This is a genomic window from Neobacillus paridis (genome assembly GCF_016765675.1).
Lineage (GTDB): Bacteria > Bacillota > Bacilli > Bacillales > Cytobacillaceae > Neobacillus > Neobacillus paridis.
In genome coordinates, this window is record NZ_JAESWB010000319.1 from 26,308 (window position 1) to 50,161 (window position 23,854).

22 protein-coding genes are annotated in these 23,854 nt (G+C 39.8%); 1 reads left to right on the top strand and 21 read right to left on the bottom strand.

Translation table 11 applies throughout. The features are described 5' to 3' along the window. Positions 1-20: 20 nt before the first annotated feature. The 7 genes from JK635_RS19275 to queG form a co-directional block, all read right to left on the bottom strand. On the bottom strand, positions 21-1,019 hold the full coding sequence (locus tag JK635_RS19275; protein WP_308079008.1) for a CAP domain-containing protein: 999 nt from the start codon (positions 1,017-1,019) through the stop codon (positions 21-23). Positions 1,020-1,151: 132 nt separating this feature from the next. Further along, the gene (gene yhbH / locus JK635_RS19280) at positions 1,152-2,318 is read right to left on the bottom strand and encodes a sporulation protein YhbH (RefSeq protein WP_202655566.1); all 1,167 of its coding nucleotides are present in this window, start codon (positions 2,316-2,318) and stop codon (positions 1,152-1,154) included. A gap of 243 nt (positions 2,319-2,561) precedes the next feature. Then, positions 2,562-4,457 (bottom strand): PrkA family serine protein kinase, encoded by a 1,896-nt coding sequence (locus tag JK635_RS19285; RefSeq protein WP_202655567.1) that lies wholly within the window; start codon positions 4,455-4,457, stop codon positions 2,562-2,564. A 418-nt stretch (positions 4,458-4,875) separates the two neighbouring features. Continuing rightward, positions 4,876-5,625: an oxygen-insensitive NADPH nitroreductase gene (nfsA, locus tag JK635_RS19290; protein ID WP_202655568.1), complete on the bottom strand. Its 750-nt coding sequence runs from the start codon at positions 5,623-5,625 to the stop codon at positions 4,876-4,878. 166 nt (positions 5,626-5,791) lie between these two features. Then, positions 5,792-6,283, bottom strand: a complete 492-nt coding sequence (gene trmL, locus JK635_RS19295; protein ID WP_202655588.1) for a tRNA (uridine(34)/cytosine(34)/5-carboxymethylaminomethyluridine(34)-2'-O)-methyltransferase TrmL — start codon at positions 6,281-6,283, stop codon at positions 5,792-5,794. A 65-nt stretch (positions 6,284-6,348) separates the two neighbouring features. Beyond that, positions 6,349-7,230 (bottom strand): amidase domain-containing protein, encoded by an 882-nt coding sequence (locus JK635_RS19300; protein WP_202655569.1) that lies wholly within the window; start codon positions 7,228-7,230, stop codon positions 6,349-6,351. Between the two features lie 51 nt (positions 7,231-7,281). Further along, entirely contained in the window at positions 7,282-8,418 is a 1,137-nt protein-coding gene (gene queG / locus JK635_RS19305) for a tRNA epoxyqueuosine(34) reductase QueG (RefSeq protein WP_202655570.1), read from the bottom strand. A 110-nt stretch (positions 8,419-8,528) separates the two neighbouring features. On the opposite strand from queG, the gene JK635_RS19310 reads away from it, so the two are divergent. Beyond that, positions 8,529-9,200: a B3/B4 domain-containing protein gene (locus JK635_RS19310; protein WP_202655571.1), complete on the top strand. Its 672-nt coding sequence runs from the start codon at positions 8,529-8,531 to the stop codon at positions 9,198-9,200. Positions 9,201-9,547: 347 nt separating this feature from the next. Here JK635_RS19310 and JK635_RS19315 read toward each other — a convergent pair whose 3' ends face one another. From JK635_RS19315 to JK635_RS19380, 14 genes are all read right to left on the bottom strand, one after another. Continuing rightward, on the bottom strand, positions 9,548-10,498 hold the full coding sequence (locus JK635_RS19315) for an alpha/beta hydrolase (protein ID WP_202655572.1): 951 nt from the start codon (positions 10,496-10,498) through the stop codon (positions 9,548-9,550). A 253-nt stretch (positions 10,499-10,751) separates the two neighbouring features. Then, entirely contained in the window at positions 10,752-11,501 is a 750-nt protein-coding gene (locus JK635_RS19320; protein WP_202655573.1) for a GntR family transcriptional regulator, read from the bottom strand. A 39-nt stretch (positions 11,502-11,540) separates the two neighbouring features. After that, complete coding sequence (frlD, locus tag JK635_RS19325) at positions 11,541-12,326, bottom strand: fructoselysine 6-kinase (RefSeq protein ID WP_202655574.1); 786 nt, start codon at positions 12,324-12,326, stop codon at positions 11,541-11,543. Next, positions 12,326-13,063, bottom strand: a complete 738-nt coding sequence (locus JK635_RS19330) for a GntR family transcriptional regulator (RefSeq protein WP_202655575.1) — start codon at positions 13,061-13,063, stop codon at positions 12,326-12,328. The genes frlD (JK635_RS19325) and JK635_RS19330 overlap by 1 nt, the downstream gene beginning before the upstream one ends. 129 nt (positions 13,064-13,192) lie before the next feature. Further along, on the bottom strand, positions 13,193-14,551 hold the full coding sequence (locus tag JK635_RS19335; protein ID WP_202655576.1) for an amino acid permease: 1,359 nt from the start codon (positions 14,549-14,551) through the stop codon (positions 13,193-13,195). 57 nt (positions 14,552-14,608) lie between these two features. Next, complete coding sequence (locus JK635_RS19340) at positions 14,609-15,055, bottom strand: secondary thiamine-phosphate synthase enzyme YjbQ (RefSeq protein ID WP_202655577.1); 447 nt, start codon at positions 15,053-15,055, stop codon at positions 14,609-14,611. Further along, positions 15,048-15,902: an amidohydrolase family protein gene (locus JK635_RS19345; RefSeq protein ID WP_202655578.1), complete on the bottom strand. Its 855-nt coding sequence runs from the start codon at positions 15,900-15,902 to the stop codon at positions 15,048-15,050. Before JK635_RS19345 ends, JK635_RS19340 begins: the two co-directional genes overlap by 8 nt. 10 nt (positions 15,903-15,912) lie before the next feature. Beyond that, positions 15,913-16,731 carry a fructoselysine 3-epimerase gene (gene frlC, locus JK635_RS19350; RefSeq protein WP_202655579.1) on the bottom strand — a complete coding sequence of 273 codons (819 nt, stop codon included), beginning with the start codon at positions 16,729-16,731 and terminating at the stop codon, positions 15,913-15,915. Between the two features lie 67 nt (positions 16,732-16,798). After that, positions 16,799-17,827, bottom strand: coding sequence for an SIS domain-containing protein (locus JK635_RS19355; protein ID WP_202655580.1), 1,029 nt, complete (start codon positions 17,825-17,827; stop codon positions 16,799-16,801). 25 nt (positions 17,828-17,852) lie between these two features. After that, on the bottom strand, positions 17,853-18,665 hold the full coding sequence (frlD, locus tag JK635_RS19360) for a fructoselysine 6-kinase (protein WP_202655581.1): 813 nt from the start codon (positions 18,663-18,665) through the stop codon (positions 17,853-17,855). Beyond that, positions 18,662-19,516 (bottom strand): sugar phosphate isomerase/epimerase family protein, encoded by an 855-nt coding sequence (locus JK635_RS19365; protein ID WP_202655582.1) that lies wholly within the window; start codon positions 19,514-19,516, stop codon positions 18,662-18,664. The genes frlD (JK635_RS19360) and JK635_RS19365 overlap by 4 nt, the downstream gene beginning before the upstream one ends. 458 nt (positions 19,517-19,974) lie before the next feature. Then, positions 19,975-20,136, bottom strand: a complete 162-nt coding sequence (locus JK635_RS19370) for a hypothetical protein (protein ID WP_202655583.1) — start codon at positions 20,134-20,136, stop codon at positions 19,975-19,977. Positions 20,137-20,571: 435 nt separating this feature from the next. Beyond that, on the bottom strand, positions 20,572-21,978 hold the full coding sequence (gnd, locus tag JK635_RS19375) for an NADP-dependent phosphogluconate dehydrogenase (protein WP_202655584.1): 1,407 nt from the start codon (positions 21,976-21,978) through the stop codon (positions 20,572-20,574). A gap of 275 nt (positions 21,979-22,253) precedes the next feature. Next, complete coding sequence (locus JK635_RS19380; protein ID WP_202655585.1) at positions 22,254-23,417, bottom strand: nitrate/nitrite transporter; 1,164 nt, start codon at positions 23,415-23,417, stop codon at positions 22,254-22,256. Positions 23,418-23,854: the final 437 nt, after the last annotated feature.

A 23,854-nucleotide genomic window follows, 5' to 3' on the forward strand; every position in this document is an offset into this window, starting at 1 on the left:
GAACTGTCGGTTCTCATTTATTATTTTTGAATAAACATTTGTGACCAGTGTTTTCCTGCTGACTCGAATCCGACACCAATATGCGTATATTTGGCATTGAGGATATTGGCCCGATGCCCCGGACTATTCATCCAGGCGTTTACTACTTCCTGTGGTGTTCGCTGCCCTTGAGCAATATTTTCCCCTGCGGCTTTATAGGTAACGCCAAAGTCCCTCATCATATCAAATGGTGATCCATATGTCGGACTTGTATGGGAAAAATAGTGGTTTTGCTGCATATCATTAGCTTTTCTCTGAGCTACAGATCCCAATAGCGTGTCAGCTTTCAATTCTGACAGTCCTTGTTTCCTGCGTTCCGCATTTGTTAAGCTAATGACTTGTTGGGCATATTGACTGACCGTTCCAGTTGCAGTCGGATTATTTTGTTGAGTTGACGGCTGTTTTGGTGCTTGCTGGTTCTGATTTGGTGCCGGCTGAACCTGCTTTGGTGCCTGTTGGGTTTGATTCGTTGATCTCGGTTGGGTTTGATTTGGCACTGCATGTTGGACCGGTGGTTTAGCCATTGAATATTGTTGTTGTCCTGCATACGGCTGAAATGGCTGCAAAAGCCCTGTATTATTTGACCAGCTCCCTGGGTTCACTGGTACATACTGATACCTTGCATCTTCAATTAAAATTGCTCTTGTATGTGGATACTGAGCACTATCCAATGTTGTCTGATAAGCTGATATGGTATCACGGTTGTTTCTTTTTCTGTTATTATTAAACAGATTTACATCTACATCATTGTCATTGTTATTTCGATAATTTTCCGTTAACGGTCCATTATTGTCGTCCCAATCGTTACGAACATTTCTGACATCATTTAAATCATTGTTCCGATTGGTTACATTCATTCCAACCTGATCGTTTCGCTGATCATTCAGCTCGTTTAATCCGGTTTTATCATTGTTATTACAAGCTGCCAGCCCTATTGTCAGAATTGCTGTTAAACATAAACCTGCTGATTTTTTTATCACTTGTAATACCCCCCTCTGGCAAAAAGATTATTTCTTCTTGCACTTTTATTTTTTATTTTTTAGGGGCAAAGTATTAATGGTAATAAACGCAAAAAAACAGGTGACTGTCACCTGCATTGTTGCTTTTTTTAATTAAGCATACATTTTTTCTTCTTCTTTTTGGAAAAAGTGCTTCATCGCGTGGAAGACGTCTGACTTTTGCTTAAGGATATAATAGCGAAACTGTTCATTTTTAATGTTTTTATACGCAGTCATGAGAGTGGAATGGCGGTTGTACTGGTTGACCTCGCCATAGCCAAACATGTTTGACACCTTCATGAGTTCTTCAACGAGCTTTACACAGCGAGCATTATCTGAGGTGAGGTTATCACCGTCGGAAAAATGGAATGGATAAATGTTAAACTTTTGTGGATTATATTTCAGATCAACCATTTCCAGGGCTTTGCGATAGGCTGATGAACAAATGGTGCCACCGCTTTCTCCTTTGGAGAAAAAGTCTTCCTCCGGAACGACCTTTGCCTCCGTATGGTGGGCAATAAACTCAATTTCCACCGTTTCATACTTTGTGCGCAGAAAACGGGTCATCCAAAAGAAGAAGCTGCGGGCCATATATTTTTCCCAAATTCCCATACTGCCACTGGTGTCCATCATCGCAATAACAACAGCTTTTGAATCAGGCTTAACCACCTCATTCCAGGTTTTAAATTTCAAATCATCCTTGTAAATTGGATGGAATGCCGGCTTTCCGCTCATCGCATTCCGTTTAAAGGCAGCCATCATTGTCCGTTTCTTATCAATATTTCCCATAAGTCCTATTTTTCGAATATCATTAAACTCAATATTTTCAACCAAATTTTCCTGTTCTTCTTTTTTCTTTAAATTAGGAAGTTCCAATTGCTTGAATAATGCTTCCTCAAGTTCCATCAGGGATACCTCTGCTTCAAAATAATCTTCACCGGGTTGGTCTCCGGCCCCCTGCCCTTTACCGGGAGCATTTTGTCCGCTAGTTCCATCGCGGGCGACTACATCACCAACTTGACTGTCACCGTCCCCTTGGCCAACGTGCTTGTTTTTGTCATAATTATATCGAATTTTGTATTCGTCTAATGAGCGAATCGGAATTTTAACCACATCTCGACCATTAGACATAATGATGCTTTCTTCTGTAATTAAATCGGGAAGATTATTGCGAATAGCCTCTTGGACTTTTTCCTGATGGCGCTGCTGGTCATCGTGGCCTTTACGATGGAGGGACCAATCTTCTTTAGAGATCACAAACTGATGGTTACCCGTAGTCATGCAAACCCCTCCTTATCAAAATTTTTCACTAAACGTGCACACATTTTTTCTCAAGTACATACAATATCGCGAATGTAAAAACTTTAAACAATTGGTAGATTACTTTATCCTATGCAGAAATCGAGAATTATTTACAAGTAATTTAGACAATTGGTCTTTGGCCTAATAAAAGGGACAGGCCCAATAGGTGAAAAACGGACTGGCAGAAACACTCCGCCAGCCCTTCCTTCTTCACCACATACTTTATCGATTTAATAAACTGCCAACATAACGCAATAATTCATTAGCAGATGTGGAGTTATAGCCATACTCATCAATTAATCGGGCAACCACTTCATTAATTTTCTTAAGTTGCTGCTCATCAGGTGTTTTCGTGGAGGTTGTAATTTTGACTACATCCTTCAAATCAGCAAACAGCTTTTTCTGAATGGCCTCCCGCAAGCGGTCATGGGAATTATAATCAAATCGCTTGCCTTTGCGGGCAAAGGCAGAAATTCTGATTAATATTTCTTCCCTGAAAGCCTTTTTCGCATTTTCCGAAATACCAATCTGTTCTTCGATCGAACGCATTAACTTTTCATCCGGGTTAATTTCCTCTCCGGTTAACGGATCGCGCAGCTTGGATTTATTGCAATAGGCTTCAACATTATCCAAGTAATTATCCATCAACGTTTTGGCCGACTCTTCATAAGAGTAGACAAATGCCTTTTGAACCTCTTTTTTGGCAATATTATCATACTCCTTACGTGCCAAAGATATAAAGTTCATATAGCGTTCACGCAGTTCAGTCGTAATCGATGGATGCTGATCAAGCCCATCCTTTAACGACCGCAACACATCGAGCGCATTAATCGAAGGCACTTCTTTACGAATGATCGTCGAAGAGATCCGGTTAATCACATAGCGTGGATCTATTCCGCTCATTCCTTCATCCGGAAATTCCTTCTTCAATTCATCGACATCGGCTCGATTAAATCCTTCCACACTTTCACCATCATACAGGCGCATTTTTTTCACAAGGTCAATGTCACCCTTCTTTGGTTCCTTCAAACGGGTTAATATCGTGAACATCGCAGCAACTTTTAATGTATGTGGTGCAATATGAACATCAGCAACATCACTTTCACGAATCATTTTTTCATAAATTTTTTCTTCTTGAGACACCTTTAAATTGTACGGAATCGGCATGACAATAATTCTGGAATGGAGTGCTTCGTTTTTCTTATTAGAAATAAAGGAGCGATATTCTGTTTCGTTTGTGTGTGCGACGATCAGTTCATCAGCACTTATCAGCGCGAACCTGCCCGCTTTGAAATTTCCTTCCTGGGTCAATGACAGCAAATGCCAGAGGAATTTCTCATCGCATTTCAGCATTTCTTGAAATTCCATCATCCCACGGTTCGCTTTATTTAACTCCCCATCAAACCGGTAAGCACGGGGATCTGATTCTGAGCCATATTCAGCAATCGTGGAAAAATCAATACTCCCGGTTAAATCAGCAATATCTTGTGATTTCGGATCGGAGGGGCTGAATGTACCAATCCCTACACGTTTGTCCTCGGAAAAGAAGATCCTTTCCACGAGCACATCCTCGATTCGGCCCCCATACTCCTGTTCAAGCCTCATCATATTGAGCGGAGACAAGTTTCCTTCGATCCTAATCCCGTATTCTTCAAAGAAATCCTGTCTTAAATGATGGGGAATTAAATGGAGCGGGTCCTCATGCATTGGGCAGCCTTTTATCGCATAAACAGCACCTTGATCGGTAAGGGAATATTTCTCCAACCCTCGTTTTAGCATTGTGACAAGAGTAGATTTTCCTCCACTAACGGGTCCCATGAGGAGAAGGATCCGCTTTCTGACGTCCAGTCGTTTAGCAGAAGGGTGAAAGTATTCCTCCACCAGCCGCTCAAGGGCTTCCTCCAAGCCAAATAATTGATGACTAAAGAAATTGTACTTTTTCGTCCCTTTTTCTTCTTCAATTCCAGCATCTTTAATCATATTATATACTCGAGAATGTGCCGACTGTGCAACCCATGGCTTCTCTTTTAGCAATTCCAAATAGTCCGCAAACGTTCCTTCCCAACGAAGTTTTTCCTCTTCTTCGCGAAACTTCTCGATTTTTTTTAAAATATCCATATTGCCCTCCCCCTGTACTTAATCAGAGACGATTAATATACTCTATGCGCTTTATCAATTGAACATGCGTGACCAAGACGTAATCAGCTTTTACTTTTTGTATTCTTTTACAACTTACTCTTTTCATTTTTTTATGATAGGTTATAATAAAGTTATATGTGTAAAATGGAAAATATGATTCTAAGGGGGATGTACATACTATGAAATTATTTCTAATTCTTTGCGTAATGGTCGCATTCTTATCGGCAATTTTTACTTCAGGCTATAATGATAAACCGGGACAAAATTAATCCAAAAGGGCCGCTTACTCGCAGCGGCCCTTTTTTAGCAAAAGTAGAAAATTTTATCTTTTCTATTTCGTATAAATTCAACTTCGCCTCTGCCTTCGCCTTAAAGGCTCGCCAGTCGGCGAGTTTTTTTATCTAAGGTTTAGTTTATTTTTTTGAACAAAGTCCTTCATGTACATTCTGTTTTGTCTTGTCAGCATATTTGCCATTTGCTCTGTCCAGCGATCTTGCCTTGTGCCATTGGTCCTTTCATGATAGTAACTTGAAATGACATCGTCATACTGGCGGAGCTGCTGTAGGTATTCTTGTTGGTTTTGTTCGTATTCTTCTTCATGATAAATATGTTCAAAAGGTAATCTCGGCTTTTTGCCAGTCACTTTTGTCGGATAGCCTACCGCGAGGCCAAACAGCGGAATGACCCTTTCCGGTGTTTTTAATATCGCTTTGACCTCCTCTAAATGATTCCGCAATCCACCTATGTAACAAATGCCTAAGCCTATTGATTCTGCAGCAATTGCTGCGTTTTGTGCCGCTAAAGCCGTATCAATTAGCGCTACCATAAACTTTTCGGTACTTTCAAGTGAAGGGATGACACTTTTTTGTTCCTGCTGGCCAATCAGTGTATGACGATAGAGGTCGGCGCAGAAAACAAAAAAGTGGCCATTAACGGCGACATATTCCTGATTCCCGGCAAGCTCGGCCAATTGTTTCTTTTTCTTCTTATCTTTTACTCCAATAATCGAATAGGCCTGAATAAAGCTTGATGTCGCTGCAGCTTGAGCACAAGAAACAATTGTCTTAATCTGCTCGTCAGTTAATGGCTTATCCGCAAAATGACGGATTGAGCGATGGTTTAGGATGGTTTCAATTACTTTGTTCATAACGAGAGGCTCCTTTCAATTTGTTTATTTATGAGAACTGAGTGGAGGATTTTTCGATGGGCATGGTCCTCATGAACGCTCTATGAGAACTCAGTACCTGCTTTTCTATGGGGGCAGTCCTCATGAACACCCGAAGTCTTTAAGGAAAGCGGTATGAAAAAAAGGCCTAGCGTTCAGGCCCTTTTCTGATTAAGTTTGGGTAGTCTTGCTGCCTTAACGCCTCATAAACAAGAATGGCGGCGGAGTTTGACAGGTTTAAGGCACGGACATTTTGATTCATTGGAATTCGTAATGCCCGATCATAGTTTTGTTCAATTACTTCTTTTGGCAGCCCGGTTGTTTCACGGCCAAAGATAAAATAATAGTCTTTATCTCTGTTGCTGTAATCAAAAGAGCTATGCGGCTTATTTCCGTATTTCGTTACATAATAAAACTCACCGCCGGCATTTTTTTCAAAAAATTCATCTAATGAATCATAATAAACAATATGGACGAACTCCCAGTAATCTAAACCAGCCCGTTTTAACATTTTATCGTCGGTAGAAAAGCCTAGCGGGCGAATCAAATGTAACGTGGTATCGGTTGCGGCACAAGTACGGGCAATATTTCCGGTATTTGCAGGAATTTCCGGCTGATATAATACAACATGCAATGACACAAATCTCACCTCAGAAAAAAACTCTATCTGCAATTATACCACTCCCCCCCGCCTGTTCAAGGATTTTAGCCATCTACAATAGTGTAGAACCGATACTTAATATTTGGTGTGTAAGCGGATGAATCTTCATAAGCCCAGTATCTCATGCGGCTGTTATAAGTATTAGCATTCACCAATGGCATTCCATATGCGTCCTTCCCGGTTACAATCGTATTGTGATTGAATCTGCCATCGCCTTCGAAATCATAACAAATAATATCTCCGAGAAGCAACTGCTCAGGGCTGCTGATCTGCTTTGCTCGTAAACCGCTTTTGGAAGTATTTAAATAGTTTTTCAGCGAATGGGCTACGGCCCAGCTGTAGCTCCAATTCGTATGTTGGTACCACCAGCCCGTACCTCGGTTTGGCTGTCCTCTCATTGGCGCCTCCCCAGCCCGTAAACACTGGGAAATATAATTAGTGCAATTATTTTCAAATTTTTTATAAGCAGGGTTATACGTATTCCACCAGCGTTCTGCATATTGGACTGCCTTAAGGCGATTATAAGAGTAGCTAATACGGTCACCATTATCCTCTTCAGCAGCGCCAGGCAAAGGGGATGATTCTTTAGAGCCTTCAATAGCCGGCAGCACTATTTCTTCATCCATGATCAGCGCGCCTTTATAGAACTTTGCTGCCCTTTCCTCTACTTCTTCTTCCATATAGAGGTGGTCCTTTTGTTTAATTAAATACTGATAATGTGCCAGATAATTAACATGTTCAAACTCTTCTTCGACGTTTGATTCAAAAATATTTCCGGATACTTTTACCTTCACAATCTCGGCAGACCTTTTTGCCATTGTTTCTAGCTTTCGTTCAGCTTTTGGAAAAATATCCTTAGCATTCCGTTCACTGGTAATAAAATGCTTAGCTCTGAACTCGAATAGTTGTTGAAGTGCCTTGTTCATGGTAGGTGAAATCAACTCCTTTCTCTTCATACATATGAAGGAAAGGAACATTTAACAATTGGAAATTAATCCCAATCCTTTATCTATTTCTCGCAGTACTTCGGGATCAGTTTCGCGTGCTTTTGCCGTCTTCAATGCCGAAAGCGCCAGTTCACCGCCGATTTTTCCAAGAGCCCAGGCGGCAGTGCCTCTTGCGACCGGACTGGTCTCCTCTTTCAAAACCCTAATTAAATCGGGGACAGCAGATTGATCTTTAAAATGAGCAAGGGCAATCATCGCATTTCTTTGAATTGGCTTTTTCCCGCGCCATGCACCTGAAACCTGGCCAAACTTTAGTTTAAATTCCCGATTACTCAAGTTTAAAATAGGTTTCAGAAGTGGTTTCGCCACTTCGGGATCGGGCTCCATTTCTTCATGAAAATGAAAATCCTTACCTTTGTTATAAGGGCAGGCTGTTTGACATGAATCACAGCCATATATGCGATTTCCAATTTTGTCACGAAACTCATCAGGAATCAAACTTTTTGTTTGGGTTAAAAACGAAATGCAGCGTTGAGCGTTGATTTGTCCTCCCTGCACCAAAGCACCTGTAGGACAGGCTTCCAAGCATTTGGTACAGGAACCACATCTGTCCTCAATTGGGGTATCCGGCTCAAACGGAAGGCTGGTGATCATTTCCCCGATATACACATAGGAACCAAATTCCGGGGTGATAACTGCGCAGTTTTTACCGCTCCAGCCAATTCCGGCCCTTACTGCGACCGCCCGGTCAGAGAGTTCTCCGGTGTCAACCATTGATTTTAACCGTACGTCTGGAACTTGTAATACAATAAATGTCTCAAGCTTTTGGAGTCTGTCTTTAATAATATGATGATAGTCCAATCCCCAGGAAGCGCGGCAAAAGATCCCTCTTCTTGCTCCTTTTTTACTTTCTACCCGGATTTTCATTTTAGCTGGATAAGCGAGGGCAATGGAGATAATCGACCTAGGCTCCTCCATTAGGAGCGCCGGGTTCGTCCTTTTTTCGATATCAGGTTCCTCAAACCCGGATTGATAGCCCAATTCTTGCTGACAAATTAAGCGATTTTTCAATTCCGTAAAGGGATCAGCAGTGGTGAACCCAATTTTATCAATCCCAATTGATTTACTATAGGAAATAATTTCTTGTTTTAATTTTGTTAAGTCCATATACAGTAACCTCCCTTCGAGTGAAGTTGTTTATGATAAAAATTAAATAATTTTTAGCTGCACATTTAATTATGATAAACTATTATTAACAAATTTTGGAGGTGGAGTTTTTGGAAATTCAACTAGCAACGGAATTAACGGAGCTAATCCCCCATTTCAAAGTAGGTGTCATTGACTATCGAAATATTACGGTGGGCGATTCACCGCAAATGTTAAAAGGCCGAATTCAGCTATTTCAAGAGTCTATTTATTTTGAACTAGAGAATAAAAATGTAACCGAACTTCCGGGCATCCAAGAATGGCGGTCCATTTTTAAAACAACCGGCAAAGACCCCAACCGGTATCGGCATTCTGCTGAAGCATTGTACAGAAGAGTGAAAAAGAAAAACTACCTTTCTTCTATACAAAGTGCGACAGATTTAAATAATTTTTTCTCATTACAGTATCAAGTGCCGATGGGTATTTATGATCAGGATTTGCTTGTTGGGCCAGTAGAAATCCGTCTTGGCGCGGAAAACGAAGAATATCTCGGTTTAAACGGACGGATCAATTCGCTAAACCGTTTAATTATTTCCTCTGACCAAAATGGGCCTTTCGGCAGCCCATTCGTTGATTCAGAAAGAACCGCTGTCACTACTAATACAAAAAATGCCCTGCAAATCATTTATTTGCGGCCATCTACCGACACCGAGGAGGCTAAAAAACTAACTGAATCAATCATGAACATGTTTACCCAAATAAACGGCGGCGAAGCAAGCTATCAAATCTTAGGTGACCACTAATGGTTCACCAAAACTAAAATGAAAAAACGCAATGCATCGTTCTCTTTTGAAACGATACACTGCGTTGTTAACGATAATATGTGACAACTATCATCAGTCGACTTTTACAATATTACATATTATCTTAAAATTCGTCAAGTATTTTTCGACAAATTCTGTCGAAATATTTCCCGGGAAAAATAGCAAAATAATACCTATGATCCTAATTAATAGATATTATTTGAGTTCATTTTTTCTAGGCAAAAATGGACAGGTATCTGTGGATCGGCCACAGTTTTATACTTGAGAAGCTTTAATTTTTTGTTGTGTTAGTTATTGATCAGACTAAAAGTAAATGTCATCGACACTTAAAGTCCACCTGCTGACTTTAAGTGTTTTTTGATCCAGGAAATTATGTCTTTGTGCACTTCTTCGCGATTTATTTCATTTAGTAGTTCATGTCGGGCATTTTCATAAAACTGATAGGAAACATCGTTAATCCCAGTCTGCCTGTAGGTATTATAAGTTTTTACGACGCCTTTTGTATTATTTCCGACCGGATCCTTGGTTCCGGAAATAAACAAGATTGGCAGTTTTGCAGGTGTCATTTTGATATTTTCTACCTTATTTATTGTTTGCAGTCCCTCTAGTAAATCGAAAAAAAAGCCGCACGAGAAAACTCCGCCGCAGTGAGGGTCGGCAATATACTGATCTACTTCTTTTTCATCCCGCGTTAACCAGTCAAACTCCGTCCGGTTAGGGCGAAAAGCCTTATTATAACTTCCAAATGTTAAATTATTCATTAAGGGGCTCGGCGTTCTTCTTCCTTTTCTTTTCATTTCTCTAGCGGCGACCATTTTTCCGATTTTACCCATTAGGCCTGGGTCACCGCCTGTTCCGCACAGAATTACTCCCGCCAGCTTTTCGCCAAACAATTGAATATACCTTCTTGATAAGAACGACCCCATGCTATGCCCAAATAAAAAGATAGGTATATGAGGATATTCTTGTTCAATAATACTTGTCAGCAGCTGCATATCCCCAACGACTTTTTCAAAACCTTGTTCATCAGCAAAATAGCCGATACTGTTATTGAGTTTTCCCGTTGTTCCATGTCCGCGATGATCATTGCCATATACAAATAACTTATTGGCAACAAGCTTTTGGGCAAATGCATCATAACGTTCAATATGTTCTGCCATTCCATGAGCGAGTTGGACAATGGCAAGCGGCTTTTCATCACCTTGGGCAACCCATTTTTTTGCGTAGATTTCCACGCCATCATTTGCTTGAAATGTAAATGGCAATCCTTGGGTCATCGGCGTCCCCTCCAAACTGAGCGAAAAATTTGGTTTAATTGTTAATAATTATAATCTTAACAACTATAAGAGAACAATAAAATTAGAGGTGATAAAATGCCGCATCCATTTGAAGCACTATTGAAGGTAATCATCTAAATCGCGAAAAACGGCTGCATAATTTAATAGAATAAACTACTAGCTTTTTTCAAATGTTCTGACCTGATTACCACTTACAGGTATGAACCGCTGTTGTGATCTCATTGAGACTATGTTAATGACTGAAAGTAACGGTAAATTCGCATAGGTCAGCACGTACGTAAGTTTTGGCATATTCAATTGGAGTTTTCTCGTCAGCATAGGTTATGCTGGTAAACAGATATACCGCCTGTGAGGTATTAATATTAAGCAGTCTGGATTCATTTTGATCCAGCGTAACAATATCCAAAGTTTGGTAGGCATTGGTGACATTGATTTTATAAAAATGATACAGATCATACATGGAAAAATCAGCTACATTGAGCTCGTTCATGTTCGGCAAAATTGCCTTAGGGACAAAAATCTCTTCAATTGACATTGGTGTGCCATCAACAAAACACACCCGTTTGATGTAGTGGACTTCGTCTTCTTCGTCAATGTGAAAAACCTTGCTAAATTTTACCCCTGCCTTCCGTACTCTCTGATTTAGCACATTTACCTTAGGATTGCTATTTTTTCCACGAATGGTGTTGGAAAAGCCTGACAACGTATCAAGGTCTCTGTTCATCCGCTCTCCCATAACGTAAACACCTTTACCTTGGATGGGTTTCACAATCCCTTCCTTAGTCAGTTCTTCAATGGCCGTTCTCACCGTGAGACGGTTAACACCATACTCTTCACTGAGTTCATTTTCTGAAGGAATGGCAGTTCCAGGCAAATACACACCATTTTCAATCTGTTCTCTTAAAATATCACGCAATTGTACATAAATCGGATATTGCTGCTTAAATTGATACATAATAAGCGCTAAAAAAAGCTCCCTCACTTTCAAAAAACTCCACAAATCACTTTGAACTATATCACATCACCATGCACCATTGTAGCCAATCGTTACCGCACTGGTCTCTGCCCCGAACTTCATTCGCTCGACAATTGGCAACCCCTTTAAAGAGGCCATTAAAAATCCGGCAATATAACTATCACCTGCACCAATGGTATCGACGACTTCACAAGGGATGATGCCAAACTCATGAAAATCCTTCCCATCATAAACGATACTTCCTTTATCTCCTCGAGTAACAATAATCAATTGACCGTCATAATGGTGTAATTTCTTCATAAACTCCTTGATCCAATTAATATCCTCCCCATCATAGGAGAAAAAGGCGTAATCTATATATGGAATGACCTCTCCAACAAGTGGATCATCTAATTTTGTCGCAAAATCAAAGGCTGTCTTTATTCCCTGTTCATGAAAATACTTGAAATCCTGATGGACATGCCCCCAAAAACCACTGGTGACAATATCAAAGTTCTTAATGAATTCATAATCTTCTTCCCGGAGTTTAAAATGCTCCATGACTCCTTCGTTATAATCGCCAAAAACCCGATCACCGTTAACTAGTTCTACTTGCGTGACAGCAGTTGTCCCTTCCTCCACATGGACATGGGACACATCGACTCCTTTTGCCTTTAGACCATTCAATAATACCTGACCAAATTCGTCTGTTCCTACCGCACCAATATAAGCACTCTCGCCTCCATTGCGGTGAAAATAGACGGCGACATTCACAGCATTACCACCCGAAAATGCTTGATTTGTTTGTTCATAAAAATCAATACAATTATCCCCAATTGCAACTAATTTCATCAAAATTCTTCCTTTCTTCTCAAAGTTGAGAAAAACTTAACATTGTCGGAGCGAATAATCGATTTAAAGTATTCAAAAGGGTGTTGTTCCCCTTCACTATAGGTGACACCTCTTAAAAAAAAGATCGGCGTTCCTTCGGGAATTTGTAACAGTTTAGATTCATTATCTGTAGCATAACTGATCGACACTTTTTGCGAGCCGGCAGAAGGTTTTATTTGATAGACTCTCTCTAACGTATCATAGAGAGAGTTTGTATTAAAATCACAATCTTCTATCCCTTTCGTAAATGATTGATTTATATAACTATACTCAAGCAAGGAAGGAGTTCCATTAAGATAACGGAGCCGAATTAATTCCATTACCCTTTCGCCAATCTGAATCTCCAACCTTTTCGCAATGCTTTCATCCGCTTCAACTAAATGACTGCTTAAAACAACCGTCGTTAGTTCCTTCCCTTGTTCCTTGACAATTTCAACTAATGGCCGCAAATCCTGCAGATTACGAATCAGTTTCTTCTCTGCCACAAAATAGCCAATTCCCCGAACAGAATAAACGACCCCTTCTTTGATCAATCTAGCCAAAGCATTTCGGAGAGTAGTCCGATTAATCCCCCATTTTTCACATAGGAATCTCTCTGATGGAAGTTTTTCATTTTCTTTTAATTCGTTTTCTTCTATGTAAGCTTCCACCATCTCGGCGATTTCATCCTTTGGTCTGATAGAATTTTTCTTTGGCAAGACGACTCTCTCCTTTAGATACCGCTAATATATATTTGAATGATTATTATGAAACTATTTTATCATTGGCATCTTAAGTTTCAAAGGGAAGACCAACAGGTGTTGATTCTTCCCTTTGTTTTTTTCGATTTACGCAATGTGATATCTATGTTTAAAGAAGTAGTAAGCCGGTACGCCTGTTACAATTGAAATCACGGCAGCCACCAAACCGGCAACTGGTGCCCAAAGGAACGTAGAAACAATTAAGGTGCCGGTAACAAACATCGCCACACCAGCCATAAAGTAGCCACCAGGCATTCTCCAAAGCGGATTATAGCCGGATTTTTTCCTTCTTAAGAAGAAGATCATACTGAATGTCAAGAAGTTCTTCATCAAGGCAACTAATGTGAAGTAGCCCAATAAGTTCGCCAAGTCAGTAGCGAATATTAAGACAATTGCAAAAGCACATTGGATAATGATCGATACATATGGTGTTTCAAATTTTGGATGAACTTTCGCAAATGATTTAAACCATAGACCGTCTTTGGCCATTGCATACTCAATACGAGGCTGGAACATAATACAGCTGGAAAGAGAACCAATGATAACAATGATCGCCATAATCGCTGTAATGGTTCCGGCAGATCCGCCAATTCCCGGCAGCATAGCAGCAGCATCGGCGATTGGTGAATCACTGCCTGCAAGCTTATCCATCGGCAGCAAACCGGTTACGACAAAGCTTAGTAAGACATAAATGGCTGTAACCGCAAAAACAGTAATAAGCAGAGCACGAGGCATAGTTCTCTTCGGTTCTTTAATTTCACCTGTCATATAACATACTGCACCCATTCCATCAAAGGACCATGTGGTTGCTGAGATACCTGCAAGTAAGGCCAGAATGCCGATATTTGATCCTTTTAATGCTGGAGCACTGTACAAGCTTCCGTTCAAGTTGAAAAGCCCATAGCCGATTAACAGCACAAAAGGTAAAATTTTAAAAAAGGTAATAAAGGTTTGAAACTTACCGCCGCCTTCAACACTTCGTAAATGCACACCCATGAATATTAAGACAAGCGCAACGGCAACGAACTTTAATGCCAAATCACTCCATCCGAGGAAGAAGCCTAAATAGTTGGCAATTGCCAGAGCCATAATAGAGATCGAAGGAGGGTCTGTAGCCCAAAAGCTAATCCAGCCACACCAAAATGCAAGTCCTTTAAAGCCAGCTTCGCGGAAATATACATACTGACCACCATCTTCCGGATAGGCTGTTGCCAGCTCGGCATATACTAAGTTTGCCGGAATGTTGATAATACCACCAACCAAAAATGCTAAGATTGTTATAAGAGCAGTTCCACTTGCAGCAGCAACCTCTTGGATGGAGGAAAAGATCCCGGACCCTACGGTTGTTCCGAGGGATATGGCAACAGCTGCCCATAATCCCAGTTTACGGCCGAGTTCTTTATGCTCTACTGACTCTACCTTTAGGTTATCAACTACTTTTGACACCTTTTTTCACCTTCCTGAAAAAGTTTTAGTATTGCCGGTAATACTAATAGTGTTCACTTACGAAAAGGTCTTGTCAAAATCTTCTAAGATGACGCAATAGGTTCTTTTGGAAGGTCCATCGAATTCATAGAAATAAACTTCCTGTGCAGATCCCTTTTCTAAAACACCATTTTGAATCAACAAATGACAATGATTCCCTACCAGCATTGCTTTTAAATGGCCTGTCGGATTTCCCGCAGTCGAGCCATAATCAGGCAGAAGCCTGGCATGATGATAGGGAGCGCTTTCAGGAACAAGTTTTGTTAAAAATTCATCAATATCCTGCTCCAAGCATTCCAGCCCCTCATTTACTGTAATCCCTGCGGTTGTATGCATCGATAATACTGTGACCATTCCATTTTGCACACCGCTGGACTGCACCACCTCCTCAATTTGCTTTGTAATATTAACCATCTGGGTGTACTGGTCTGTCCAAATAGTCTGATAGACAACTTGTTTAGCCATTTTTGATCCCCATGAATTCCATGGCATTCTCTCCCTTAATCAGGTCTAAAGTTTTCTTCGAGAACCCCAGTTCGTCTAAAGCATGGGCCATTCTGATTTGTTCAAACCGAGGGTTATCGCTGCCAAACATAATTTGATGTCTCAGGCTTCTTTCTACCCAAGTCCATTCATATTCTTTCGTAAAAATATAACGGTAAAACTCTAAGGCATTGTCAAAAAACAGTGCTGCCGTATCGACATATACATTCTGATACTTCAGCATTAACATTGCTGTGTCCTTCACCCACGGCCAGCCAAAATGTTCAAGTCCGATACGAAGCTTAGGATAACTACTTGCCACTTCCTCAAACTCCAGCGGATGCGAATATTTGGCAACCGTATCATGTTCATAGCTGCAGCCACAATGGAAAAGAATCGGCTTGTCCTCTTCCAAACAAATTTCATAGAGTCTTTGTAATCGGTCATCTGTCGGATACAGCTTCAGTTTTGAAAGATTCAGACTCAATCCGTTTAAATGCAGCTCCTGAAAGGCAAAATACAGTTCTTCCTCCCAATGATCTGTTAAAGGGTCAACACTGGCGAAACCAAAGAATAGCTCTGGCGCCTGGTTTACCAACCCAGCAACCTCCTGATTAGAGACGAGGGGCTGTCCATATAGGGAGGATTCATCCTGTGCCAGTAAACAAAGTTTATCGAGACCGGCACATTTCATCTGATTTTTCACATGCTGAATGGTAGCGATGGAATTCTTATGGATATTTAACCCCTTTTGTCTCAGGGCAAACATTTCCTTTCCTTTATCAATTCCTTCATAAAAATTAGGGTGGACATGTATATCGATAAACATTGTCTTCCTCCTAATCTACCATTCTTTTTAAATTTTGCAGGGCCCGCTTGGCATAAAACCTCGGTTCATTTAGGTAAGCAGTAACCAACTCGATCGTGATCGTCTTGTCATAGCCGATACTTTTAAGTTCATACATTAATTCGTTTAGCGGTAAGACACCCTCGCCTGGCAGGACATGTGTTTCACTATGACCGTCACTATCGATAATGTGCATATGAACCATTTTGTCTTGGAGCTTATCAAAATAAGCTAAAATACTTTCCCCTTGAATGTAAGGAACGACAATATCAACCATGCCAACCAAATAAGGGGAATCAATGCGATCGAGAACCGCTTTTAGCTGATTGGCATTTGTCGTTACGTTGGATTCAAATGTTGTTAACGGCTCATAGATAATTTTGTGGTTCATCTTCTCAGCGTGTTCCACTAACTCTAGTAAGCTTTTGTCAAGCCGTTCATCAATTTCCTGTTGCGTTGCCAGATATCCCGCATGTCCGGCAGAGATTAACGTATATTCCGCCCCGATTGCTTTAGCGACATCCATCGCTGCCTTCGTATATTCAACCGAATCCACCCTCATTTCTTCCGTTCCGGACATGATATTAAACGGATAGGCATTCATTTCAGGAGTATAGATTTTCACCGGCATCTCGTACTTATCAATCAAGGCTTTGATTTCATCAACACCATTACGCTTTAAGTCGTAAGGATAGGCATGCGGCCGTCCGCCCCATAATTCTACGTAATCATACCCAAAGCGCTGGGCATCTTCAAAAACATGTTCAATCGGATTTCTTTGATAACCGGATGTAAACATTCCAAACTGCATGATCACTACCTCCTTGTTTAAGGGTCCAGCTCCAGTGCCCCCTTTCAGGAGCGCTGGAGCTTTCCTATTAGTATCCCACTTTCCCACCGTAATAGCGTCGATCGTCAGGGTTGTGATCCTTGGCGATTGACAGATAATAATAGAAGTACTCTAAAGGTACAAATAAGACTAATGGAGTAATCATCGGATGTAGATTGACTCCTAAATCATTCACATCGAAGACAAAGACATCGTTCGTAAATTTCTTAACAAACTTTAGCGTCCGTTCGACTGTATGTCTAGATTCATCATTGCCCAATAAGAATACATATGGTACTCCCGCTTCCACTACTTCTAAAGGCCCATGGCGAAACTCAGCGGCATTTAGCTGACAACCATGAGTCCTCGTGAATTCCAGCATCGTAATAATGCCTTCTTTATAAGCCAGTGGTAATAGATTCCCGGCAGAGATCGTATAAAGAAATGGATATTTACTAGCGGCAATCCCTAATTGCTTGGCACTTTCTTCTTGAGTTTGCACTAATGTTCTTAATACTTCTGGCAGCTGTTGAAGCTGGTTCAGAATCAGTGTAAGTTCCTCATTTTCACCTTCGGCTGCCTGAATATATTTACAAGCAATCACGTATGTCAGGAATAAGTGCATTTGCCAAATCGAATGTCCTTGATAGCCAATTGTAAACTCGGCGCTGTCTCCAAGCGGTACACCTGTACCATCTTTCGAGAGTCCCAGAGTCATCGCGCCTTTTTGCCTTGCCAGGTCAACGCTGCGATAAACCTCTTCTGTTGTTCCCGAATCACTTACACCAATAACAAGAGTATGTTCGTCGATAACATATGGAGTTTGATCGAGAAAATCAAATCCACTATATGCCTTTGCAGAAATACGAGAATAGCGATCAAATAGAATTTGGGCCGTTTGACATGCGCATAGCGGTGAACCGCAGGCTACGAAGTAAACTCGATTAATTTTACGAGCCTTCATTTCCTCAACGATTTTTTCTACCTCAGCTACTTTTTCATTTAGTAAAAACTTCACTTCATCAGCCATATGCTCTGTCACAAGAAATTCAACTGTGCTTTTATCAATGTCCAACATAATTGTCATCCTCCATTCAACATGTTTATTCTATGTTTGTTTGATTCTCCCAAGGTTCGAAAATGGAGATAATCTTTGCGGCGACTTCGGCTCCTTTTTGCAGCGAGCTTTGGATGTTTTCACTGGTTAAGTATTCAGCAAGGAACCCGGCAATAAAGCTGTCTCCGGCTCCCACTGTATTGACTACCTCGACCTTGACGATTCCCGCTTGATATACTTCGTTCTTGCAAACAGCGATCGAGCCGTTTTCACCAAAAGTCGCGATGGCGATTTTCATTCCATCTTTGAGGCGGTCCTGTAAAAAAGCGATGATCTTTTCATCCTTCTCATGATAGGAGAAGAACCCAATATCTACGATATGGCTGAGCTGTTTAACTAAATCGCTCTCAAGCCGGTCGGCAAAATCAAAACTTATTAAGACGCCGGGATTGGCACGTTTAATATCAGCCAATACCCCGTCAGCTTTTCCCCAGAAAGCGGAATGGACTAAATCATGTGCTGCCGCGAAGTTTACATCCTCCTGCTGAAAAACAATATTTTCGAGTACGCCTTCCAGGTAGTCTCCATGAATTCGCTCACCGTCAATCAACTGCATATAGGTGATCGCAGTGTCTCCATGGGCAACCTGAACATGAGACGTATCAAGTCCTTGATCCTTGAAACATTGAAGCATGTCTTTGCCATACTCATCATCAGCAACCGTCGTGATAATGGAAGTAGGTACTCCCAAATGAGCAAGGTTAATTCCGGTATCAACAACATTACCAGTAAGATAATAGCGGTTTAAATTAGAATAGTAATCTACGCAATTATCACCAATCACAGCCACTTTCTTCATTTCACTGCCGGCCCCCTGTTGAAATAATTTTCATTTAAATATTCCATTGATTTTTTCAAAGATGGAAAAGGGTCTTCCCAGTAAATTGAATCATTAATCTCCAAAGATACGTACTGGTCATAACCGATGCTGGCAAGGTAATCCAAATATCCGATAATCGGATAATGGCCATTACCTAAAATTTCATGGTTGTTATCAGCTAAATGAATATGTACGATCTTCTTCCCCAACTGATCAAAGAAGTCTGGAATCGTTTCACCGGCCACTTCCATTGCCACAACATCCAAGCAAACTTTGAGGTTTTCCTGCTGCACATCATGAAGCATCTTTTGAACGTCGTTCAATGATGTAACAAGATTGCTTTCATATGGCTGTAACTGCTCCAGCACTAATTCCACACCGTAGCGATGGGCAATCTCACAAATTCTATGGAAGCTATCAACGGTATAGTTCCAGCTAATATCCCGATCTACATCCCGAAGTCCGCACCCGGTATTAATAAAAATCCGCTTACAACTTAACTCCAGAGCATCTTGACAAGCCAGGTCAAAAAATTCAACAGTTCGATCCCTTACTTTCCCATCCGGATTGGAAAAACTGTAAGGATACGCGAGAGTCTCCGGTGTGTACATAACAACTTTAATTCCGTGTTCTTCCAATTGTTGACGTATTTTTCTGAGCCTCTTACCAGCTTCATATCTTGTAAGATAATTCAGCCTGTAGTAATGCGGTTCCGCTCCCCAGAACTCAATATTGCTAATTCCACTTTTGGCAAATGAGTCGATGGTATAATCCAAAGAATATTGAATAAATTGAACACTCATGGCTGCAACCTGTTCTTTTTTTAACATTTACACCCACCTTCCTAAGGAAAACAACTAATTTAACTTTAATACCACGATAGATATATTAATTTTTTCTAAACCCAAACTAGTCAACTTTAAACTTTTTTATACCACCTAATCAGATTGTAAGGGTTTTCAGATTCTATGTCAATGATAAAACTAGATAATTCTAAAAAATTTTATACCACTATACCGCAAATAATAGAAATATTAGAATTTTTCCTGGAATTTCTAAGAATTGAAGATCTAATAAGGAAGGATTGTTCAGCAGTAAGATAATGAACTTAAAGAGGAAAAATCTATAAACAAATTACTTTTTATTTTATCTGCCACGATCTGATTTCGTCCAAAACATATGTCAATCTGATTAAAAAACAGTAATAAAAATAGACCGTCCTAAAAACCCGGAACTGATAAGGGCTTTGGCGGTCTATTTAAATCACATTTTCCATTTTCGGTTACCTTCATTCCTCATCATAGGTTTCGTTCATTTTATCCCTGCATTCCCAGCAGATTGCCCGATTCCTTTCCATTCTGGCTAATTCTTTGCCACAATAGACGCATACATCTTCCATCATAACCATTTTAGGAGTTTCTTCTGGCAGAGACTGTAGTAACACTTCCATTTCGGATCACCTCCCTTTAATTGGATTCAAATGATCGTAATTTGATAGAGAATTAGGTCCTAAAATCTTTTACTAACTCACTACTGCGAGGCAGTTGCATTGTGAATGAACGAGCATTCAATCAGGTTTTAGGATGTGAAATTTTTTGCACCACTTGAAGGAGTTAAATGATGCAATAACTCTATCTTAAAATATATTTTAGCACAGATTTTGCAAAAAGTATCGAATATGACATAACAGTCACAATATTTTAACATTTTTAAATTTCGCGCAAAGCACGTATTCATGATTCTTTCCATACGATTAAATTAGAACTTACCAGTTTGGAATCCTAATGATTAAAAGCCCAATTTCTCATAATGATGCAGAAATTGGGCTTTTCTTATAAAATTATATTTTCTATGAGACAGCATAAAAGGTTTTCCATTACTCTTATTACTTCATCCATTCTGTGTGAAAAATTCCTTCTTTATCAATGCGTTGATACGTATGTGCTCCAAAATAATCTCGTTGAGCTTGAAGTAAATTCGCTGGCAATGTTTCTGAGCGGTAACTGTCATAGTAAGACAAAGCACTGCAAAACGCAGGAACAGGAATGCCATTTGAAGTTGCCATTCCGACGACTTTTCTCAGGGAATCCTGATAATTTTCCACGATTTCTTTAAAATAAGGATCCAATAATAAATTTTTCAGGTTCGGGTTTTTATCGTAGGCATCCTTGATTTTTTGCAAGAAAGCAGCCCGGATAATACAACCGCCCCTAAATATCATCGCAATTTCTCCGTATTGTAAATTCCAATCATATTCCTCGGATGCAGCTCTCATTTGAGCGAATCCTTGTGCATATGAACAAATTTTACTCATATATAACGCTCTTCGAATGGATTCCACTAATTCTTGTTTGTCTCCATTAAACTGAAGTTTTGGGCCACCCAAGATTTTGCTTGCTTCCACACGTTCTGTTTTCATAGCAGAAAGAAAACGAGCAAAAACTGATTCGGTAATTAAAGGAAGCGGAACCCCTAAATCTAAGGCACTTTGACTGGTCCATTTTCCTGTTCCCTTTTGACCTGCCGTATCTAAAATAACATCAACCAATGGCTTTCCTGTTTCATCATCCATTTTTGTAAAAATGTCGGCTGTGATTTCAATTAGATAACTATCCAATTCTCCTTCATTCCATTCTGCAAAAATTTCATGAAGTTCTTTGGCGGATAGACCCAGTAATTGTTTCATTAGAAAATATGCTTCACAAATTAGCTGCATATCACCATACTCAATTCCGTTGTGAACCATTTTCACATAGTGACCCGCACCATTTGGACCAATATATGTACAGCATGGGTCCCCATTCACTTTAGCAGAAATAGCGGTTAAAATCGGTTCCACTAGTTCATATGCATCCTTTTGTCCACCAGGCATAATGGCTGGTCCTTTTAATGCTCCTTCTTCTCCACCGGACACTCCAGTACCTATGAAACGAATCCCTGCAGCTTCAAGTTCTTTGTTTCTTCTTTGTGTATCTGCAAAGAATGTATTTCCTCCATCAATTAAGATATCACCTTTTGACAGATAAGGCTTTAGTTGTTCAATTGTGGCATCCGTTGGTTTTCCTGCCTTCACCATCAATAATATTTTTCTTGGTGTTTCTAACGAATGGATGAATTCCTCGATACTGTATGTGCCAACAATGTTTTTTCCTTTATGTTCTCTTAACAACTCATCTGTTTTTTCAGATGAACGATTATAAACAGCTACGCTATACCCTCTGCTTTCAATATTTAATGCCAAATTTTTACCCATAACAGCTAAACCAACGACACCAATTTGTTGCTTTGACATATAATCATTCCTTTCTATCTAGAGTGCTTTTATCCTTCCTTATTCTTCCGTAATTCAATCATGCTAGTCATTTAATAACCAAATAAAAAAGACGGCCTTGAATTTACTAAAATCTCTCATGTAATCCGTATAGTATTGGCAATAGCTACAATGACATAAATTGTGATGTTCGGTGTATCATTTTTTTATTTTTTTCGTATCAAAATTTATAAGTCAATCCAAGCGAATCAGGGATTCATGAAATTGATTTAACCCGATTATTTTTTTCTTTTAGTTTAGTTGCTGACCATTCCTAATTTGTCCTGGTAATACATCCAGATCACAATAATTAAGCTGGCCATCGCCACTTGAGATAATGCCATGAAACCAATGGCATAGTGCCCTGTTAGATTAAATAAGATGGAAAGAACTAATGGTGGGAAAAATCCTCCTAAACCACCCATTGCTGATACAATCCCGTTTACAATTCCCGCCTGTTTGGAGAAATACATTGGAACTAATTTGAAAATAGTACCATTCCCAATCCCTGCACCAAAAGCAATAACTAAACAGCCTGCAGAATAGATCATCAGGGATGGATTAAACGCTAGGACTACCCCAGCAATTGTCATTCCTGCAAAGACAAGCATTAAAATTTGGAATGAATTGAATTTATCCCCAAGCCATCCACCGATTGGGCGACAGAAGGTTGCAATCACGATAAATCCAGCTGTGCGCATACCAGCATCTACTTTTTCTAAACCAAAGTTAACTACAAGGAAATTTGGTAAATAGATTGTGAATGCAACAAATGCACCAAATGTTAAGAAATAAAACAGACTAAGAAACCATAATTTTTCATTTTTATACACACCTTTAAATTGTTCGGAAAATGAGGCAACAACCTTTGGTTCATTCTTGTCACCAAACAAGAAGTTTAATACAGCGATCACTAGAACTAAAACTAAGTAAAACTTTACAGTAGTTTGCCAGCCTAATTTCGTCGCGATTACTGGAGCGGAAAATGTTGTAATCGCTGTTCCGATATTACCTGCTCCATAAATTCCATTAACAAAGCCATGTCGTTCTTTCGGATAATACTTAGGAAGTGATGTAACCCCGACTGAAAAAACAGCTCCACTAATTCCTAGGAACAAACCACCAATTAATAGATCGACGAAAGAATTAGAAGTACTAATATAAAAAATAGGGAACAATAACAATAAGAAACTGATGGAAAATAATTTTCTTGCACCAAAGCGGTTTGTCCAGAAACCAATGGGAATTCTGAGAATAGAACCTAACACGACTGGAATAGCTGTTACAAGAGACAATTGAGTTGCTGTCATATGAATGTCTTCTTTAATGAATGGCATTAAGCCGGATAGAATGACCCAAACCATAAATCCAGCAATTAAACTAATTGTTTGTAATGGTAATTGCAAAGACTTTGTTTTCACTAAAAAAACTCCTTTCGGGTGAAAAATTTTTTCTTAAGTTTTTTTGTTCACTTTATTCTTGAAAATATCGTAAAAAAAATTAAAAGGCTCAGGATGTGAACTTCTTCACATTTTTTCCAAGTTCAAAAATTCTTCACAGTTAACGATTTGTTCATTAAATCTACAAATTTGCCAAACTATTTTCTTTCTGTTTTCACCGTAGGAATAGTTATAATATTTATAGTTATGCTTTAATAATAAAGGGGAATAACTTTTCGGTATGATTGCAATCAACTGATCCATGGTAAACAATTTCAACAAATGAACACTATTGTATGAGTAAAATTAATGTGGGCAAAATTTAACCCCTTCATTTGGTGAGGGATTGTCAGATCGCTCACCAAATAAAGGGGCCACCAAGCGAAAGCGCGGTAGTGTTCTAAGCTAAATACATGAAA

What these genes read in the sequence shown, in the direction of transcription:
- queG (WP_202655570.1), bottom strand. Translation starts at nt 8,418, where the DNA reads ATGGACTTAACAAAATTAAAACAAGAAATTATTTCCTATAGTAAATCA.
- JK635_RS19300 (WP_202655569.1), bottom strand. Translation starts at nt 7,230, where the DNA reads ATGAACAAGGCACTTCAACAACTATTCGAGTTCAGAGCTAAGCATTTT.
- JK635_RS19285 (WP_202655567.1), bottom strand. Translation starts at nt 4,457, where the DNA reads ATGGATATTTTAAAAAAAATCGAGAAGTTTCGCGAAGAAGAGGAAAAA.
- JK635_RS19340 (WP_202655577.1), bottom strand. Translation starts at nt 15,055, where the DNA reads ATGGCTAAACAAGTTGTCTATCAGACTATTTGGACAGACCAGTACACC.
- frlD (WP_202655574.1), bottom strand. Translation starts at nt 12,326, where the DNA reads ATGAAATTAGTTGCAATTGGGGATAATTGTATTGATTTTTATGAACAA.
- JK635_RS19345 (WP_202655578.1), bottom strand. Translation starts at nt 15,902, where the DNA reads ATGTTTATCGATATACATGTCCACCCTAATTTTTATGAAGGAATTGAT.
- frlC (WP_202655579.1), bottom strand. Translation starts at nt 16,731, where the DNA reads ATGCAGTTTGGAATGTTTACATCCGGTTATCAAAGAAATCCGATTGAA.
- gnd (WP_202655584.1), bottom strand. Translation starts at nt 21,978, where the DNA reads ATGTCAAAGCAACAAATTGGTGTCGTTGGTTTAGCTGTTATGGGTAAA.
- frlD (WP_202655581.1), bottom strand. Translation starts at nt 18,665, where the DNA reads ATGAAGAAAGTGGCTGTGATTGGTGATAATTGCGTAGATTACTATTCT.
- JK635_RS19370 (WP_202655583.1), bottom strand. Translation starts at nt 20,136, where the DNA reads ATGGAAGTGTTACTACAGTCTCTGCCAGAAGAAACTCCTAAAATGGTT.
- yhbH (WP_202655566.1), bottom strand. Translation starts at nt 2,318, where the DNA reads ATGACTACGGGTAACCATCAGTTTGTGATCTCTAAAGAAGATTGGTCC.
- JK635_RS19315 (WP_202655572.1), bottom strand. Translation starts at nt 10,498, where the DNA reads ATGACCCAAGGATTGCCATTTACATTTCAAGCAAATGATGGCGTGGAA.
- JK635_RS19365 (WP_202655582.1), bottom strand. Translation starts at nt 19,516, where the DNA reads ATGTTAAAAAAAGAACAGGTTGCAGCCATGAGTGTTCAATTTATTCAA.
- JK635_RS19355 (WP_202655580.1), bottom strand. Translation starts at nt 17,827, where the DNA reads ATGTTGGACATTGATAAAAGCACAGTTGAATTTCTTGTGACAGAGCAT.
- nfsA (WP_202655568.1), bottom strand. Translation starts at nt 5,625, where the DNA reads ATGAACAAAGTAATTGAAACCATCCTAAACCATCGCTCAATCCGTCAT.